Genomic DNA, 18106 nt, shown 5'->3' with positions numbered 1-18106 from the left:
GTCACTGTGGCTCTCCTGTCATTCTCTCGCCGACGATGCATCGCTGGTCTTGGAGTCTGTCGTAGGATGGCGCCGTTGCAGCGTCCAAACCAAAGCCGCGCTCGATCGATGCGCCTCTTGGCTTGATGGCGGTGCGCGCTCAGCAGCCGCGGCGGATCAGCCGGGTCATCGCCCGCGCCAGCCGCCGGCCGAGCGTGCGTTGCGCAGCGGTGGCGAGATGGAGCTCGTCGGGATTGCGCGCCAGCCGCGCCGCCGGGACCATCGCGACGCATGGCAGCGCCACCTGCGCCTGCTGCGCCTGCACCACCGCCCAGTTCGGATAGCGCGCGCCGTCCGCCACCGGCGTGTCGGCGAGCTGGACGAAGGCGACCGGCAACGTCGGGGTGCCCAGATCGCTGCGGAAGGCGGCGACCAAGGTCGCGAACCGTTCGCCCCACGCCGCCCCGACCGACGTCCGCGCGTCGCTTTCCCCCTGATACCAGAGCAGGCCGGCGAGGTGGCCACCCGCCTCCCGGATGCGCCGGATGCAGCCGCCGTAGAGGGTGCCGCTTGCCGGCGCCGGCGTCCATTCGGTGATCGCGCTGCCGCCCTTGGCGCACGGCACGAGCACGATCGGGCGGCCCCGGCTGCGCAGCATCGCGCGGGCGAAGGGCAGGCCGGGGCCGACCGCCGCCTGCCGGTCGGCGGAGACGGGATCGACCTGGCCGGCGGCATCGTCGAGCGGATCGAGTGCGACCCGCCAGCGCCCGTCGTTGCCATAGAGGCGAATGCGAGGATCGCCGACGCGCTCCGCCGCGGTCAGCTCCGCCAGCGCGCCCCGGCCGGACATGTTCGACTGCCCCGCCAGCACATAGACGTCGTACGGCCCGGTCCCGGGGGACGAGGCCGCGACCGACAGCGGCAGCGCAAGCGCGACCGCGGCGACGGCCGCGGCCCTCACGGCCTCGCCACGGGGACGGGGCCGTGGAAGTCCGCCTCGACGATCGCGAGGCGCCAGCCGGCGGGCACCGCATCGGCGCCGGTGTCGCCTGCCTGCTTCGCGTTGCCGACCTCGACGATCTTGCCGAACGCGTCGCGATCCTGCGTCGGCGCGACCTGCGTGATCCGCAGGACGCTGCCCGTGGCGGCGGGGAAGCCGACGGCGGCATAGCCGAGCTGGCGCTCCGTCTCCCCCTGCCATACCTCCTTGCCATCGAGCGTGATCCGGATCGGATAGGCGCGCGAGCGCCAGCCGACGAGCTTCAGCTCGACCGCGTCGAGCGTCACCGGCGTGGCGAAGCGATATTCGATCCAAGCGTTGCCGGGCGTGCCGTCGCTCGCCCAGCGGGTCAGTTCGTTGTCGTCGATCGTCTTCGCGCCGTCCGCCTGATTGGCGCCGGCGACGACCTGAACCGGCAGATGGGTCGCGCGGGTGACGCGATAGGACGGCCCCGGCGGCGTCGGTCCGCGGCCGAGCAGACCCGGCTGCGCGGCATCGGCGAAGACGCGCGACAGGCCGCCCCGCACCGGCGGCGCGGCGACGGTCGGAATGGTCAACGTCATCGGCTTCAAGCCCGCAACGGTGGCGGTAACCCGCACCGGTCCCGGCGCCTTGCCCGCGCGCAGCAGCACGCGGTTGACCCCGGCCTCGACCGGCAGCCGCTGCGAGAGGATGTAATTGTCCTCGCCCCGCGCGGTGCCGGCGGTCGGCGTCGTGCCGGGGATCGCCTCCGCCTGCACCGCCACGGCGGCACGCAGCTTACCGGAACTGTCCCCCTGCGCGATGCCGCCGCGCCATGTCGCAGGGCCGTCGAGCCTGAAGGCAACCATGTCGTTGGCGGTCGGCACCCGCCGTCCCTTCGCATCGACGATCTCAACATCGACCAACGCCAGGTCGGCGCCATCCATCACGAACCCGCGCGGCCCGGTATGCGGTACCAGCCGCAGCGCGGCCGGCGCGCCGGCGGTTTCCACGGCATGTTCGGAGCGGCGGCCGTTCGCGCCGATGGCGACCGCGCGCAGCGATCCGGGCTGCCAGCGCACGCCCGGCCAGCTGAACAGGAAGCCGCTCGATCGCGTCCCCTGCCCCAGCGAGCGGCCGTTGAGGAACAGCTCGACCCGTTCGCCATTCGAGACGACGCTGACGTCCTTCGTCGTTCCGGGGGCGTAATTCCAGTGGCCGATGATATGGGTCGCCGGTGTCTCCGCATCGACCCAGCCGGTCCACATCGTCCGGTGCGCGTAAAAGCTTTCCTTGGGCAGGCGCATCGCATCGACCTCGCCCGAGCGGCGATAGTTGTTGTCGCCGCGATAATGCGTGTTGCTGTCCGACCAGATGATGTTGACGCCGCCCGAACTCACCCGCCGCCCGGTGCCGGGGCGGATGCGGTAATAGTCCCACCAGCGGCGCACGTCCTCGCGCGCCTGGCTGTCCTGGTTCCGATTGTAATCGGGCGCGTCTTTGTGGAATGGCGGGGTCTGGTCGTCCTGATACGCACGCGCGGCCTCGTCGCGGCTGTATTCCATCGCCCACATCGGGATATGCGCGCTCTTGTTGATGTAGAGCATCTCGCCGCCATATTCAGCAATGCGGCTGTCGAGCATCTCGCGCGACCCGATCGCGCGGCCGCCGTGCGGATCGTAGAGGTCGCGGATCGCCTTCATCTCGGCCATATGGCCTTCGCTGATGCTCTCGTTGCCGCTTTCGTAGAACAGGATCGACGGGTTGTTGCGGTTGTAGACGATCGCGTCGCGCATCTGCTCCTTGCGCTGGTCCCAGCGCCGGCCCTCGACGTCATGCTCGGCATCGCCCGCGGGCATCGCCTGCGGCAGGCCGACGCGGTCGGCGGATTCGATGTCCTGCTTCGACGGCGTGATGTGCATCCAGCGCACCATGTTGCCGCCGCTCTCCACCATCAGCGCGTTGGAGAAGTCGCTGATCCACGGCGGGATCGACACACCGACCGCGGGCCATTCGTTCGAGGTGCGCTGCGCATAGCCATGGACCTGCATGACGCGGCCGTTGAGCCGGATCATGCCGTCGCCGAATTGCGTCGCGCGGAAGCCGGTGCGCGTGTCGACCGCATCGATCACCCTGCCCCGCTCGACCAGACTGGTCGTCACGCGATAGAGATAGCCATAGCCCCAGCTCCAGAAATGCAGGTCGCCGATGCGGCCCGCGGCGGCGAGCGTGCGCGTCTCGCCCGGCGCCAGCGTGACCGTGCCGCCGTCCAGCCGGCCGACGACCCGGCCGTCGCGGTCGCGCACCTCTACTCGATAGGACAGGTTGCGCGGTTTGACCTGCTCGTTGCGGACCTGGGTTTCGGCATGGATCGTCGCGGACCGGGCGGCGAGATCGAAGGCGTCGGCCCAGATATATTGCCCGGTGGTGCCGAGGTCGGAGAACAGCGGCAGCGTCTGATAGGTGCGCGGAGTCAGGTGCAGCTTCACGTTGCGGGTGATGCCGCCATAATTGACGTTGAAATTGCGGTCGTTCCACTGGAAGCCGCTGCCCGTGGCGCGCTCCTTGTAGCGCCAGTCGTTGTCGACGCGCACCGCGATGACATTCTCGCCCGGCGTGATCGCACGCGAGATGTCGGCGCCGAACGCCATCGCGCCGCGTTCCGACAGGACGACGGACCGGCCGTTGACCCAGACCTCGGCCGCCTGACGGACGCCTTCGAACTCAAGGAACGCCTTACCCGCCTCTGCGCCTGCGGGCAGCGTGATGCGCTTGCGATACCAGGTGATGCCAGTCGACAGGTCCTTGATGTCGCGGGCGAACGCCTCCTTCTCGTTGAAGGCGTTGGGCAGCGTCACCTCGCCCCAGCTGCGATCGTCGAAAGCGGGTTGCGCCGCGCCCGCCACGTCCCCAGTCGTCATCCGCCATTCCGGGTTGAGGTTGAAGCTGGCGCGCGCCGACGCCACGACGGTGGACGCATCATGCGCCGCGGCCGGTACGGCGAGGGCGATGGCGGTCGCGGCGGTGGCCGCCAGCCAGTGGAAGCGCATGGTCATCCTCCCGGGAATCCTGTCGATCCGGCAGCGATGCCTGCCACGCAGTTCCCATATTTCGGAATCGTGATCCACTATAACGCGGTTCGGCGCAACTGCCGATGGTCGCTGGCAATTCCCGTCGCGGGGAAGCCTCTATGCCCGGCAATATCGCTTGAGGAGGTCGTGATGCCGCGGCAAGGTCTGCAGTGTCCGGGCGATGCCGCCGCGCAGGTCGTCGAACGACGTTTGCAGGGCCGGCGTCCCGATGACACTAGCGATGCGGTGATGGTCGCGCGGGGCGATCCCCTGCCCCAGCATCACCGATACCCAGGAATCGATCCGGAACAGGTCGTCCTGCCCCTGCCACGCGCCGGCGCTGGCCGCGAACAGCGCGATGCGTTCGGCGAGGCTGTCCGGGATCGCGAGGTCCGCGCAGTCCTTCCAGAAGGGCGAATCCTCGCGCTCAGTGGCGTGATAGTGCAGGATGATGAAGTCGCGGATATGCTCCCATTCGTGGCGGGATTGCGCGTTGAAGCGTCCGGCCAGCGCGCGATGGTCGCCGCCGCGGAACGGGAACAGCTGCAGTAGGCGCGTCACCGCATTCATGACGAGGTGGATGCTGGTCGATTCGAGCGGCTCGATGAATCCCGCGGCAAGGCCCAGCGCGACGCAGTTGCGGTTCCAGCTCTGCCGGCGCATCCCCGCGGTAAAGCGGAGCGGGCGCGGTTCGAACAACGGACGGCTTTCGGGGCCCGCGGCGAGCGTCGCATGCGCCTCGTCGTCGCTCATATGCCGGCTGGCATAGACGAGGCCGTTGCCGATGCGGGTCTGCAGCGGAATCTGCCAGCGCCAGCCGGCGCGATGCGCGATCGCGCGCGTGTAGGGGACCGGCGGGACGACCGCTTCGGTCTGCACCGCGAGCGCCCGGTCGGTGGCGAGCCAGTGCGACCAGTCGTCTAAGCCCGTCTCCAGCGCCCCCTCGATCAGCAGCGCGCGGAAGCCGGTACAGTCGATGAACAGGTCGCCCGCGATCCGCTGTCCCGAGGCGAGGACCAATGCCGCGATATCGCCGCTGTCGCCGTCGCACTCGACCCGCTCGATCCGCCCCTCGACGCGGGTCACGCCCCACGGCTCGGCCGCCTGGCGCAGGAAGCGGGCATACGCCGTGGCGTCGAGGTGATAGGCGTAGGCCAGCGACCGTTCGGCGTCCTGGCCGAACAGGCCGGCGTCGGCCGCCTGCTGCTCCAGCGAATAGCTGCCATAGTCGCCGCCGAAGCCGCGCGCTCGCGCCTCCAGCCAGAAATGCTGGAAATCGGCGATCATCACCGACCGCCCCACGCTGCCGAACGGGTGGAAATAGCGATCGCCGACCTGCCGCCAGTTCTCGAACGAGATGCCGAGCTTGAAGGTCGCCTGCGTCGCGCGCATGAACGCCGCCTCGTCGATCCCGAGAAAAGCGTGGAAGCTGCGCGCGGTCGGGATCGTCGATTCGCCGACGCCGACGGTGCCGATCTCATCCGATTCGACCAACGTCACCGCGACCAGCGGCCCGAGCTGGCGGGTCAACGCCGCGGCGGCGATCCAGCCGGCGGTGCCGCCGCCGGCGACGACGACGCGAGTGGGCGGCGGACCGCCGGTGTCGCTTGCGACGGTCATCGGTTCAGCCGGTGGAGCAGATAGGCGCGCAGCTGGCGGGCGCCGGCCTCGTCGAGCGGCGCCAGCGGCCCACGGGCGGCGGCGGGCAGATGCGCCGCGACCGCTTCGGCATTGCCGAACACATAATGGTCGAACATCGCCCGCCAGCCGCGCTTTTCGTGGTCGGGACGGTCGCGCAGGCTGAGCAAGGCGTGCAGCAGCGTGTCCATCGGCGTGTCGAGGAACGCCGGTGCCGCGTTCCACCAGTAATTCACCAGCACGTTGAAATCGTCGCGCGCCTCGACATGGTGCCACCAGAGCGCCGGATAGACGAGGACGTCGCCCGCCTCCAGCTCCGCCACCGATCCGGCCGCGACCGCATCGGCGAAGCGCGGATAGGCGGCGAGATCGGGCGCGGCGAAATCGACCATGCTCACCACCTGCCCGCCGGGCGTCGGCGCGAGCGGGCCGGGATAGAGGTTGGCGACCTGATCGGGCGGGAACAGGGTGAAGCGCCGCCGCCCGATCGCGCAGACCGCCGCGTTGTTCGACATGTCGTGATGCGCGGCGGCGATCGTGCGGTTGCCAATCCAGATGCTCGCGACCGGGGGATAGGCATCGAACAGGCCGGTGTCCGGTTGCAGGTCGTTGTCCTGCCGGAAGCCGGGCAAACAGGTGTCGAGATCGGTCGAGCCGAGATACAATGCCGGCGCACGATCGTCGCCGCGATGGCCGAGGAGGCGATCAAGGAAGGCGCCGAGCGTGGAGCGGTCGGCGGTGAAGTTCATCGCCGTGACGGTCGCGTCATAGTGGAACCGGCCGCGGATCGCGGGATCGCCGACATAGGCGGTGACCGGCCGGCCGACGTCGAACCCGCGCAGATAGTCCGCGGCGTCCTGCGCCGAACGACGCCCGGCGCGGACCAGCGGCCAGTCGGCGGCCAGTCCGCGCAGGATCACCGGCTCGCCGGCGGCGACCAGCGCCGCCGGATCGAAGACGGTCGCCCCGTGGATCTCGCGGACGGGGCGCGAGACGCGCAATGGCTCAGCCACGGGCCTCGCTCCGCAGCTTGCGGTCGATCAGGTGGCGCAGATTGCCGAGCGACGAGGCGATCCACAGCGCCGGCCGCAGGTAATCGTGCCGGTGCAGCCGCTCCAGTGCCGCGCCCTCCAGCGCCGCGAGCCGCCCCGCGTCGATCGTGAAGCGATCGGGAATGTTGTAGCACCGCCCCTCGCCCAGATCGAGTCGCAGCGTGGCGGGCTCCAGCAAGCCGGCGCCGTCGAAGGCGTCAAACATCGCGCGTTCGGTCTGGAGACCGAGATAGATGCGCTGGAGCATCGCGGAGACATGGTCGAGCAGCGGCGCATTGCCGCCGAGCGGCAGGAACACCGGTTCGCCGTCCGCGACGATCCGGACATGGTCGGGCTCGACGTGGATCATCGGCTCGCCCTGCTCGTCGACGCCGATCGAGAACGGCCCGCGCGCGCAGGTCGCGGGGACGTAGCGCGCGTCCCATCGTTCGTCGTCGAGGAACAGGTTCTCGTCGGGATCGAGGCCGAGCTGGACCGTGGCGAACAGGTCGCCCCGCTCGTCGCGGCGCAGCAGGATCGCATAGTCGCGCTGCAATTCCTCGTATTCGGCCGGAAACACGCGCGTCTGGTTGATCGCGTCGCCGTAGCGCGCATGATGCCCCACCGCGACGCGCAGGTCGCGATGATCGACGTTGTTGAGCAGAACCGCAGCCATGACACCCTCTTAGCCGAAGAAGGCCGCCCGTGTGAGCGACCTTCTTCGTACCGTCAGAACCGGTAGCGGGCGGCAACGAGGTAGCGGGCGGAGCCTTCCGACAGATACCAGATGTTGCTTTCGTCGCGGCCGTAGGAGCGCACGCCCTCCTCGGTCAGGTTGATCGCCTCGAAGCCGAGCGCGAAGCGCGGCGTCAGGTCGAAGCTGACCGACAGATCGAGCTGGCCATAGGGTGCGGTGAAGACCGGGTTGCGATCGCCGCCGCGGTTGATGCCGCTGAGGAACTTGTCGCGCCAATTGTACGACAGGCGGGCGGAAATCCCGCTCTTGTCGTAGATCAGCGTGGCATTGGCGGTGTCCGACAGGCCGACCAGCGCGAAGGTGTTGACGGTCGGATCGGCGGCGACGTCGATGCCGATGTTGCCGCGGACCAGGGTATAGCTCGCGGCGACGCCGAAGCCGGTGTTGCCGAGGAAATACTGGCCGGCGAATTCGAAGCCGTAGATATGCGCGTCGCGGTTGTTGATCGGCGTGTTCACCGCGAAGTTGAACAACGGGTCCTGCGCATTGGCGGTGATGTCGTACTGCCCAAGGATCTGGTCGACGAAGCCCTGGTTGAGTGCGCGGTTCTGGATGTTGTAATTGGCCGCGAACTGCGCGTTGGTCGCCGCGACGTTGCCGCTGTTCTGCTGCAGCAGCGCGGTATAGGTGAACAGGTTCACATCCGTGATGTCCGCCCCAAACGTGCCGGTCAGCTGCTGCCGGGCGACGCCCGACCGCGTTCCCGCCGTCCCCGAGGTCGGGTCGCGCAGGCCGAAGAGGTTGCGGTTGATGACGGTGTTACCGATGAAGTTGTTCACCTTCTTGTCGAAGAAGCCGGCGGACAGGAAGATGTCCTTGCGGGGATACCATTCCAGCGAGACGTCGATGTTGCGCGACGACAGCGGATCGAGATCGGTGTTGTGCGCAAAGCCGGTGGCGATGCCGCCGATCGCGGTCGGACGGCCCGGGCCGCTGACCCCGGTCGAGGCGAACAGGTCGCCATAGCCGGCACGCGAGATCGTCTTGCTGTACGAGGCGCGGGCGAAGAAATTGTCGAACACCTCGAACTTCGCGTCGACCGAGGGCAGCCAGTTGCTGTATTTGCCGTTCGAGGTCAGCGTCTGCCGTTCGGTCGTGTTGGCGACGAAGAAGTCGTTGTCCGCGGTCCAGACGATCGCGGTCGGCACCGGCTGCAGCGACACCGCCCGCACCTTCGTATTCTCGTAACGGACGCCGCCGACGAGCTGCGCATTGTGGTCGAACAGCTTGCCGCTCCACGACCCCTGCAGATAGCCCGACCAGATGTCTTCCTTGACCCGGTTGTCGTCGTTGGCGTCGATGTTGTTGGCGTGGTTCACGCCGTCGTTGGTGACGCCGATGTAATAATCGTAGAGCGTGTTGTAGAGCTTGGTCGCGTCGGCGGTCCGGAACGCCACCAAAGTGTTGGCATCGGCCTTCGCATCGTTATGCTCGAACTTGCAGACGTTGCAGAACTGGAACACCTGCCCCGGGGCCAGCCGCGCGACGTCGGGCGGCAGCGAATTGCCCCAGTCGCCGAGCACCTGCCGCGTGTTATACTGCGTCTGGCGCGTCTTGGTGGTGCGGTAGTTGCCGCCGGCGTCGACGCGCAGTTCGTCGTTGAACTCCCAGCCGGCATCGGCGCGCAGCTCCTTGATCCGCTGCGTCTGGTTGGAGGCGAACTGGCGCTGCACCGCGCTCGACAGGTCGCCGAGGTCGATCACGCCATTGCCGTTGCCCTTGATGAAGGCCTGCCCGCTCGGCGTCACGCTCGGCGAGCGGTCGTTGATCGTCAGCGTCTGCTGCGGGAAGCCGTTCTTCCCCAGGGTGAGCGAATGGGCGGCGACGACGGGCGCGTTGAACGCGACGGTGGTCGAGGTCTGTCCGTTGGGATTGTCCGGTGCGCTGTCGGCGCGGCCGATATGGCCGTCGACCGCCAGCGTGAAGCGGTCGCTCGGCTTCCATTCGATGTTGCCGCCGAAATCGTACAGCTTGTTTTTCTGCGCGCGATAGGCCTGTTCGAACGCCTCGTCCTTCACGCCGTTGATCGTTTCGGCGAGGAAGGAGGTGGTGGCGATGCCGTTGCTGGCGTCGTCGAACGTCACTTCGCCGAACGGGCGGTTGAACCAGTTGGACTGGGTCGAACGCCGTTCCGACTGGCGCAATTGCGCGTACAGGCCATCGGCGGTGAAGGTCAGCGTGTCGGTCGGGCGGAATTGCAGGATACCCTGCCCGTTGATCCGCTCGCGGCTCGCCTCCGAGAAATGGTAGCGCGAATCGTTGGGGACGGAGACGAGCACGTTGCCGTTGGTCGGGCGGTTGTTGATCTTCGTCGCCGCGTTGATGAAGCCGTTGGCGGGGTTCAGGAAATCGGTCAGCGACCGGATGTTCCAATTGTCCGGGGCGACGCTGGAAAAGCTGAAGTTGCGCTTCTGGTAGCTGCCGAACAGCGACACGCCGAAGCGCTGGCTAGGATCGCTCCAGCTGGCGGTGCCCGACACCTCCGGCGTCACGCGCGCGCCGCAGTCGAAACAGTCGGAGGCGCTGTTGTCGTAGCTGCCCTTGACGCCGATCGAGCCGAGCAGGCCGCTTTCGCGCGCATCGAGCGGGCGGCGGCTGACGACGTTGATCGTCGCGCCGATCCCGCCCGAGGGGATCGCCGCGCGGCCGGTCTTGTAGGTTTCGAGCGTCTTGACGCCTTCGGAGGCGAGGTTGGAGAAATCGAACGAGCGACCAAAGCCGCCGGCGCCGTCGCCGCCCTGATCGCCGCCGACCGCGACGATGTTCGAGGTCGCGAGCTGGCGGCCGTTGAGCGTCACGAGGTTATATTGCGCGCCGAAGCCGCGGACGGTGACGGTCGAGCCCTCGCCGTTGCGGCGGTCGATCGACACGCCGGTGATGCGCTGCAGCGATTCGGCGAGGTTGGTGTTGGCGAATTTGCCGATATCCTCTGCGCTGATCGCATCGACGACGCCGAAGGATTCACGCTTGATCGCGATCGAGCGTTCCAGCGAGGCGCGCACGCCGGTGACGACGATCTCGTCGGGGCCATTGTCGGGCACGGCGTTGGTCGGGCTCGCCGCACCGGGTGTCGCCGCCTGGCTGGTCGTGTCCGCCTGCGGCGTCCCCTGCTGCGGATCGGCGGGCGTCGTCTGCGCGCCGGCGCCCGTGGCGATCGCAAGCCCGGCGACTAGGCCGAGCACCGACGTCGAGCGCACGAGCGCGGCCGACAGCTTCATCCCCTTCATCATCCATCCCCTTGTAACCCGGCAGCCGTTCTTCGCGGCGGCTGCCTTGGTTGTGGCATATTACCTTACCGTTGTGCTTCGTATCGAAACCGACATCGATGTCAACGCTTATCGCGGTGCCAAGTCGAAACGCGTCAGCGCGGTGCGACGACGACCCCCGCCACCGTCACGTCGCCGCCCGCCACCTCGCGCGTCGCGTCGGTCGCCACCGCCAGCCGGTAGCGGCCGGGCGCCACCGCCCAGCCCCGCCCCGCGGTCCAGCGGGCGAGGATGCGCGGATCGGCGGCGAGCGCGATGCGCGTCGTCTGCCCCGGCGCCAGCGTCACCCGGCGGAAGCCGGCGAGGCGCAGCGGCGTACCGTCCGGTCCCTTCGCATAGAGCTGCGGCACCGCGACGCCGGCGCGCGCGCCGATATTGGTCACCGCGACGCTGGCGCCGGGATGCGCGCCACCGGTGAAGCGGACGTCGGCGAAGCGGAAGCGCGTGTAGCTGAGCCCGTAGCCGAACGGGAACAGCGCGCGTTCGCCGCGGGCGGCATACCAGCGATAGCCGACGTCGGCGCCCTCCCGATAGGCGACCGGATAGGGCAATGGCGCGGCATCGCCGCTGCCGGCGTTGCTCGCGGCATCGGACAGGGCGGTCATGCCGGGCGGCAGCACCGGCCGCGGCCGCGGCAGTTGCGCGATGCTGCGCGGGAAGCTGAGCGGCAGTCGCCCGGACGCCTCGATCGCACCGAACAGCACGCGCGTGATCGCCTCGCCGCCGCGCTGCCCCGGATACCAGGCCTGGACGATCCCGGCGACGTCGCCGACCCAGGGCATCAGCACGGGACCGCCCGTCTCGAGCACCACGACGCTCTTCGGATTGGCCTTCGCCACCGCGGCGATCAGCGCATCCTGCCCGTCCGGCAGCGATAGCGAGGGCGCGTCCTGCGCCTCGGTCTGCCATTGCGTGGCGAAAACGATCGCGACGTCGGCATCCCGCGCTGCGGCCGCCGCGGCGGCGGGATCGCGGCCGTCGACGAAGCGGACGTCGGCGTTGGGGGCGAGCGCGCGGATCGCACGGAGCGGCGAGGAATTGTGATAGGTCAGCCGCGCGAACGAGGCGGCGGCGCCCTCGGTCAGCGGGATCTCGATCGGCACGCCGCCGACCGAGCGCACCTGGCTCGACCCGCCGCCCGACAGGACACCGACGTCGGCATGGCCGCCGATCAGCACGATGCGCCGGGCGGTGCGCGCCAGAGGCAGCACGTCGCGGTCGTTCTTCAGCAGGACGATGCCGGCCTCGGCCGCGCGCTGCGCGACGTCGGCATGCGCGGCATAGTCGATCGGTTGCGCGCGGGCCGGGGTCGGACGATCGTACAGCCCGCTGGCGATGACGCCGGTCAGGATGCGCTCGACCATCGTGTCGAGCCGCGCCGCAGGGACGCGTCCGGCGGCGACCGCATCGGCGAGCGGCTGGCCGAAATAGATTGCCTTGTCGAGTTCCTGCCCCGATTCCTGATCGAGCCCGGCGAGCGCCGCCTTCTCGGTCGAATGGACGCCGCCCCAGTCGCTCATCACGAAGCCGGGATAGTCCCATTCGCCGCGCAGCACGTCGGTGAGCAGGAAGCGGTTCTCGCACGCCCAGTCGCCGCCGATTCGGTTGTACGAGCACATCACCGATCCCGGCCGGCCGCCGTCGATGGCGATGCGGAAGGCGAGCAGATCGCTCTCCCGCAGCGCCTTTTCGTCGATCTGCGCGTCGAGGATGTTGCGGCCGGTTTCCTGCGCATTCAGCACGTAATGCTTCACCGTCGAGACGATATGGTTGCTCTGCACGCCGCGGATCGATTCGGCCGCCATCAGCCCGGCGAGCAAGGGGTCCTCGCCGAGATATTCGAAGTTGCGGCCGTTCCACGCATCGCGCGTCAGGTTGACGCCGCCGGCGAGCAGCACGTTGAACGTCTTGGCGCGCGCCTCCGCACCGATCATCGCACCGCCGGCGAAGGCGATGGCGGGATCGAAGCTCGCCGCGGTGGCGAGGCTGGCGGGCAGTGCGGTGGCGGTGTCGCCCTTGCGCTGCTCGACCTGGTTGGCGACGCCGAGGCTCGCATCGCTCTCGCGCAGCGTCGGGATGCCGAGCCGCGGCACGCCCGGCACATAGCCCGCCGAGGGGATCATGTCGGCATGGCGTTCCTTCGTCATCGGCGGGAACAGGCCGTGGACGTAGCGGAGCTTTTCCGCGCGGGTCATCGCCGCGACCAGCGCGCCCGCCCGATCCGCGGCGGGCAAACGCGTGTCGCGCCATGCCGCGCCGGGACGGGCGGACGCGCGGGCGGGTTCGCGGGCCGACAGAGCAGCAGGGGCGACGCCACCGAGCAACGCAAGGGCGAGGACAAGCTTGAACGACATGATCGGGACTCCTGCGGGACGGCCGGCGCGCCGGGGGCGCGGCCGGGACGGCGCGGCGGCGGGGACGGTGCCGGTGACGAACAGGGCGCGGCCATGCCGATGGCATGCCGCCGGAGCCCGGCTGTCCTGCATATCCTCCCCTTTCGCCTTGCTTGACGCGATGATCGGAATATCCGACATCGATGTCAACAGGAGTCGCGAGGGGGTGCGTATGCCGGGTCGTCGGCGAGGACCGTCGCCGGGGCCCGGCCGGCCCGGCCGGGGGCTGGACGCCGTCCGATTATCGGTCGAGAGACATCGGGGGCCGTCGACGGGCGTGCCGTGGACGTGCAGGCTTTCGATGGGACGGTTTTCGGTGGGGCGGCTTTCGATGGGGCGGGGCGATTGAAGGCGATCACGATCACGGACGTCGCGCGTCGTGCGGGGGTTTCGCCGAAGACGGTGTCGCGCGTCATCAACGGCGAGGCGCATGTCCGCGCGGAGATCCGCGAGGCGGTGACGCGCGTCGTCGCCGAGATGAACTATCGGCCGAACGCCTTCGCCCGCGGGCTGTCGAGTTCGCGCTCGTTCCTGATCGGGCTGTTCTTCGACGATCCCGCCTCCGGCTATGCCGCCAGCATCCAGCGCGGCGCGCTGGAGCGGGCGCGGGCGCTCGGGCGCCATCTGGTCATCGAGCCGGTCAGCTTCGACCGGTCGGACTGGCGGCGGCTGCTGGAGGATACGGTGCAGGGGCTGCGGCTGGACGGCGCGATCCTGACCTCGCCGATCTGCGACCGCATCGACCTGATCGAGACGTTCGAACAGCATGACGTGCCGGTCGTCCGCATCGCCCCCGGCGCGGCGCTCGACCGGACACCGCAGGTGCGGATGGACGATCGCGCCGCGGCGCGGACGATGACCGAGCATCTGCTGTCGCTCGGCCATCGCGACATCGCCTTCGTCCTCGGCAATCCGCAGCATAGCGCGACCGAGCGGCGCTGGCTCGGGTTTCAGGACGCGATGACCGCCGCCGGCCTCACCCCCGATTCGCGGCGGGTGATCCAGGGCGATTTCAAGTTCCGGTCGGGGCTGGAGGCGGCCGACGTGCTGTTCGGGGCCGATCCGCATCCGACCGCGGTGTTCGCGAGCAACGACGAGATGGCGCTCGGCGTGCTGGTCGCGGCGATGCGCAACCAGATCGCGGTGCCGCGGTCCGTCTCGATCGTCGGCTTCGACGATGTCGAGATCGCGCGCATGGCATGGCCGCAGCTGACGACGATCCGCCAGCCCAATTTCGAAATGGGTGCCGCCGCGATCGACCTGCTCATCGACCGCCGGAACCCGGCGCGCGCCGCCGCGGACGACACCTGCCGCGAACTGCCCTACGAGCTGATCGTCCGGTCCACCTGCATGCCGCCTTCGCTGCCCTGATCCCGATCGCGCGGCTCAGCGGTCGTCGTCGCCGACCAGCAGCGGCAGCCCACCCGCCAGCAGCGTGACCACCGCCATGATCGCCAGCGCGGTCCCGAATCCGTTCGCCGGCCCCGCCCCCCAGGCGAGAACGGGCGCGACGATCTGCGGAATCGTGTTGGCGAGATTGAGCAGGCCGAGGTCCCGCCCCCGCTTCGCGCCATCGGGCAGCAGCAGCATGGCATGGCCGGTGTTGAGCGCGACGAAGGCGGCGACGCCGCTGGCGAAGGCGACATAGGCGATCGCGCCCGTCGTCCACGATGGCGCGATCACCATCCCCGCAAGGCCCAATGTCGCCAGCAAGGCGGTGCCGGCGAGGAACGGCTTGCGCCGCCCGATCCGGTCGGACCAGCGGCCGAGCACGAGCGCGATGGGGACGGGCACGAGCGTCGCGACGAAGAGCAGGCGGGCGACCGCGGCCGCCATGTCGCCCTGCCCGCCGGACAGTCCCTCGAAATAGAAGAAGAGGTAGAGGCCGACGCCGCTGCCCGCGATCTGCATCAGCAGGCGTGCCGCCCAGGCGAGCGCGAGATCGCGGCGCATCGCGACGCGCGCCGTCGCCGGCGCCGCGACCGGCGCGATGCGGCGCGTACCGGCGAGCAGCAGCGGCACGATGCAGGCCGTCATCAGCGTCGCGACGATCGCGAGCCGCCACCCTTCCGTCGCCGCGGCGGCAACGACGATCGCCGATGCGCCTGCCGCAAAGGGTGCGCCGAGCGTCAGCAGCGCCGCGGCCGTGCCCTTTTGCGCGGCCGGGATCTCCTCGGCGATCAGCGCACCGACTTGCGCCAGCATCGCGTTGATCGCGATCTGGAACAGCACGATCGCGACGACGATCGCCGCCGCGTCGCGCACCGTCAGGAAGATCCCGAAGGACAGGACCGTCGCGACCGCGCCCGCCAGCAGCCAGCCGCGCCGCCCCCTGCCCCGCGCGACCGACCGGTCGCCGAGCCAGCCGAAGCCGATGTTGGCCAGCCCCGCCGCGACCGCCCCCGCAACCCCGCAGGCGGCGAGCACGCCATAGCGGACGGCATCCGAGAACCCCTCGAGCCGGATCGGCAGCAGCAGGGTCAGCAGCGGCACGTAGCCGATCACCCCGCCCGCCGCGGCGAGCCCGTAGAGCAGCATGAGCGATACCGGCAGGCGCTCTTCGGTTGACATCGCACGCTGCACGGCCGCGGTGTGCGCAATCGCCGCCGCCTTGTCCAGATCGTGCGCGGCTACCAGTGCATCGTGCCGCCGACGCGGATCGTCCGCGGCCGCAGCGGGGTATATTCGTCGCGCATCGCCTGGGCGAAGGGATTGCCGCCGGCGAAGCGATCGCCGGTGACGTCGAACAGATTGTCGATCGATACGGTCAGGCGGACCCGGCCGTCCCGCCACTCCCCGCCCAGCCGCGTGGTGCCATAGCCGCCCTGCGCGACGTCGAACGGCGCCTGCGTGCCCACCGTCGACTGCCCGACATAATGCCAGCCCAGGTCGAGGCCGAGGCTGCGGTCGCCGGCGATCGGCCGGGTATAGGCGACGCTCGCCGCCATCGCGAAGGGCGGCGTGTTGGGCAGCCGCACGCGCACGACGCGGCCGATCGCCGCATCGGACTCCACGGCCCGCGCGTCGTTGAGGAACATCGCCAGATCGCCGCGCAGCCCCGGCACGGGGATCCAGTTCACCATCGCCTCCAGCCCGTGGATGCGGCCGTTGCCGAGGTTGGTGGTGAAAGGAAAGCCGCTGCGGTCGACGAGGTCGGCCTGGACATGGCGCCAGTCGGCGATCGAGACGCCGGCCGAGCCGGCGACGCCGGTCGGCCCGCGCCGCTCCGTGCGGATGCCGATTTCGGCGACGCGGATCGTGTCGGGGCGCAGGTCGGCGACGCGGCCGACGCCGGGGGCGACGGTGATGCCGCCGGTGCGGAACCCCGACTGGACCCGCGCATAAGCGGCAAGGTCGGGCCGCAACGCCCAGGAGGCGGCGACGGTCGGGTCGATCCGCGTGACGCTGCGCCCGCGGATGAAGGCGTTGGCGCGCGGGCCGGCGATCGGTTCGCCATCGGTGCGCTGGTGCGTCAGCCGCCCGCCGAGCGTGACCGTCAGCCGCGGCGTCGGCGCCAGCCCCGCCTCCCCGAACACCGCCGCATCGATCGTGCGGTTGTTGACGCCGACGATGTCGCGCAGCCGGTCGGGCGGGCCATAGGTCCGCTCGTATACATCGCGCGCCTCGATCAGCGACACGCCGACCAGCCAGCCGACACCGTCGTCGCGCGTCCGCGACAGGCGCGTCTCGTGCGACAGCAGCCGGCTGCGCTCGGTCGTGTCATAGGCGATCGGCTGCGTCGGCCGGGCGCGCCGGGTCGCATCGAAGCGGCCCTCCGCATCGCGATGGACGACGCCGGTCGCCGACACGAGGCGCAATCCGTCGGCCCACGATCGGGCGACGACCAGCCGCCCGAGCAGATAGCGCTGGTCGAACGGCTGGGCGAGCAGCGAGGCGCGCGCCAGCGGCGGCGCACCGCGTTCGGCATATTGGAGGTCCGCCGAGGCGACCGATTGCAGCACGATACCGGCATCCACCGTCCATGCCGGCCCGACCGCCAGGCGCAGCCCGGCGCGCCCGCCCGAAACGGTCACGGAGTTGACGTCGCGCAGGCCGCGGCGCACGTCGGCGATATAGCCGCCGTCGCGCGTCCGGTAGGCGACCGCGCGCAGCCCGGCGACGCCGTCCGCCAGCGGCAGGTTGACCATCCCCGCGATATCGCCGCCCGCCGCGCCGCCGCGCGTCGCACTGATCCCGCCGGACATCGCCGCGGCGACGCGATCGAGATCGACCGGATGCGGCACCAGCCGGATGATACCCCCGATCGCGCCGGCGCCGTAGAGTGCGCCCTGCGGTCCTTCGAGCACCTCGACCCGGTCCATGTCGTACAGGCTCAGCCCGGGGTCGGGGCCGTTATAGGCGACCGGCACCTCGCCGAAATAGACGTTGGTCGTCGCCTGCGTGGGGCCCGTGAAGCTGCTGTCGGCGACGCCGCGGATGAACAGCTTGTTGCGGCCCGCGCCCAGCGCCGTCCCCTGCAGGATCGGCGTCGCCGCCAGCGCGCGGTCCATCGTGTCGCCGGCTTGGTCACCCAGCCGCAGGTCGTTGCCCGAGCGCAGCACGGTGATCGCGCCGGGAAAGCGCAGCAGCGACACCGTCCGCTTCGAGGCGGTGACGACGATCTCGGCCGGCGGTTCGGCAGCGTCGACGGGTGGCGGTGCCGGTGCCGGTGCCGGCGGCGGTGCGATCCTGACGACGCGCGCGCGCGGCCGACGGATCACCCGATAGACGCCAGCCCCCAGATCCTGTGCGGTGAACGGCGTGCCGCGCAACAGCCGGTCGAGCGCCGCCGCCGCCGTCATCCGCCCGCGAACGCCCGGCACGACGATGTGCCGCAGATCGGATTCGGCGCTGCCGATGTCGCTCTCGGTCTGCCCTGCCAACGCGCCGATCGCGCGGTCGAGCGGCCCCGCCGGCACGTTCACCGCATGGCGCTCCGGGGCACGCGCCGCCACCGCCACCGGCACGCCGAGCGCCGATGCCGCCACGAGGATCGCCATGACCGGACGG

General features: G+C 70.0%; 10 protein-coding genes. 1 reads left to right on the top strand and 9 read right to left on the bottom strand.

All coding sequences use genetic code 11. The features are described 5' to 3' along the window. Nucleotides 1-139 precede the first annotated feature (139 nt). The 7 genes from B2515_RS13205 to B2515_RS13175 form a co-directional block, all read right to left on the bottom strand. Nucleotides 140-940, bottom strand: a complete 801-nt coding sequence (locus B2515_RS13205; RefSeq protein WP_293877017.1) for a sialate O-acetylesterase — start codon at nucleotides 938-940, stop codon at nucleotides 140-142. Next, on the bottom strand, nucleotides 937-3996 hold the full coding sequence (locus B2515_RS13200) for a sugar-binding domain-containing protein (RefSeq protein ID WP_293877015.1): 3060 nt from the start codon (nucleotides 3994-3996) through the stop codon (nucleotides 937-939). The genes B2515_RS13205 and B2515_RS13200 overlap by 4 nt, the downstream gene beginning before the upstream one ends. A gap of 132 nt (nucleotides 3997-4128) precedes the next feature. Next, nucleotides 4129-5631 (bottom strand): tryptophan halogenase family protein, encoded by a 1503-nt coding sequence (locus B2515_RS13195; protein WP_293877013.1) that lies wholly within the window; start codon nucleotides 5629-5631, stop codon nucleotides 4129-4131. Beyond that, a complete protein-coding gene (locus B2515_RS13190) occupies nucleotides 5628-6650 on the bottom strand; it encodes a cupin-like domain-containing protein (RefSeq protein WP_293877607.1) in 1023 nt (340 codons plus the stop codon). Before B2515_RS13190 ends, B2515_RS13195 begins: the two co-directional genes overlap by 4 nt. A 4-nt stretch (nucleotides 6651-6654) precedes the next feature. After that, nucleotides 6655-7356 (bottom strand): SapC family protein, encoded by a 702-nt coding sequence (locus B2515_RS13185; RefSeq protein WP_293877011.1) that lies wholly within the window; start codon nucleotides 7354-7356, stop codon nucleotides 6655-6657. A gap of 53 nt (nucleotides 7357-7409) precedes the next feature. Then, nucleotides 7410-10667 (bottom strand): TonB-dependent receptor, encoded by a 3258-nt coding sequence (locus B2515_RS13180; RefSeq protein WP_414711400.1) that lies wholly within the window; start codon nucleotides 10665-10667, stop codon nucleotides 7410-7412. A 131-nt stretch (nucleotides 10668-10798) separates the two neighbouring features. Then, nucleotides 10799-13057, bottom strand: coding sequence for a beta-glucosidase family protein (locus tag B2515_RS13175; protein WP_293877009.1), 2259 nt, complete (start codon nucleotides 13055-13057; stop codon nucleotides 10799-10801). Between the two features lie 384 nt (nucleotides 13058-13441). Here B2515_RS13175 and B2515_RS13170 point away from each other — a divergent pair, with 384 nt between their 5' ends. Continuing rightward, nucleotides 13442-14467 carry a LacI family DNA-binding transcriptional regulator gene (locus B2515_RS13170; protein ID WP_293877007.1) on the top strand — a complete coding sequence of 342 codons (1026 nt, stop codon included), beginning with the start codon at nucleotides 13442-13444 and terminating at the stop codon, nucleotides 14465-14467. A 15-nt stretch (nucleotides 14468-14482) separates the two neighbouring features. Here the strand turns inward: B2515_RS13170 and B2515_RS13165 are convergent, their stop codons facing one another. Together B2515_RS13165 and B2515_RS13160 are read right to left on the bottom strand one after the other, a co-directional pair. Then, complete coding sequence (locus B2515_RS13165) at nucleotides 14483-15667, bottom strand: MFS transporter (RefSeq protein ID WP_293877005.1); 1185 nt, start codon at nucleotides 15665-15667, stop codon at nucleotides 14483-14485. Nucleotides 15668-15726: 59 nt separating this feature from the next. Then, entirely contained in the window at nucleotides 15727-18096 is a 2370-nt protein-coding gene (locus B2515_RS13160; protein ID WP_293877003.1) for a TonB-dependent receptor domain-containing protein, read from the bottom strand. Between the last annotated feature and the right edge of the window lie 10 nt (nucleotides 18097-18106).

Source organism: Sphingomonas sp. UBA978, assembly GCF_002292295.1.
Lineage (GTDB): Bacteria > Pseudomonadota > Alphaproteobacteria > Sphingomonadales > Sphingomonadaceae > Sphingomonas.
Note: the sequence above shows the minus strand (reverse complement) of the source record. Positions and strands in the feature narration are given on the sequence as shown.

Excerpts from the sequence above, each read along its gene's own strand:
- B2515_RS13200 (WP_293877015.1), bottom strand. The coding sequence starts at position 3,996 with ATGACCATGCGCTTCCACTGGCTGGCGGCCACCGCCGCGACCGCCATC.
- B2515_RS13195 (WP_293877013.1), bottom strand. The coding sequence starts at position 5,631 with ATGACCGTCGCAAGCGACACCGGCGGTCCGCCGCCCACTCGCGTCGTC.
- B2515_RS13185 (WP_293877011.1), bottom strand. The coding sequence starts at position 7,356 with ATGGCTGCGGTTCTGCTCAACAACGTCGATCATCGCGACCTGCGCGTC.
- B2515_RS13180 (WP_414711400.1), bottom strand. The coding sequence starts at position 10,667 with ATGATGAAGGGGATGAAGCTGTCGGCCGCGCTCGTGCGCTCGACGTCG.
- B2515_RS13175 (WP_293877009.1), bottom strand. The coding sequence starts at position 13,057 with ATGTCGTTCAAGCTTGTCCTCGCCCTTGCGTTGCTCGGTGGCGTCGCC.
- B2515_RS13165 (WP_293877005.1), bottom strand. The coding sequence starts at position 15,667 with ATGTCAACCGAAGAGCGCCTGCCGGTATCGCTCATGCTGCTCTACGGG.
- B2515_RS13160 (WP_293877003.1), bottom strand. The coding sequence starts at position 18,096 with ATGGCGATCCTCGTGGCGGCATCGGCGCTCGGCGTGCCGGTGGCGGTG.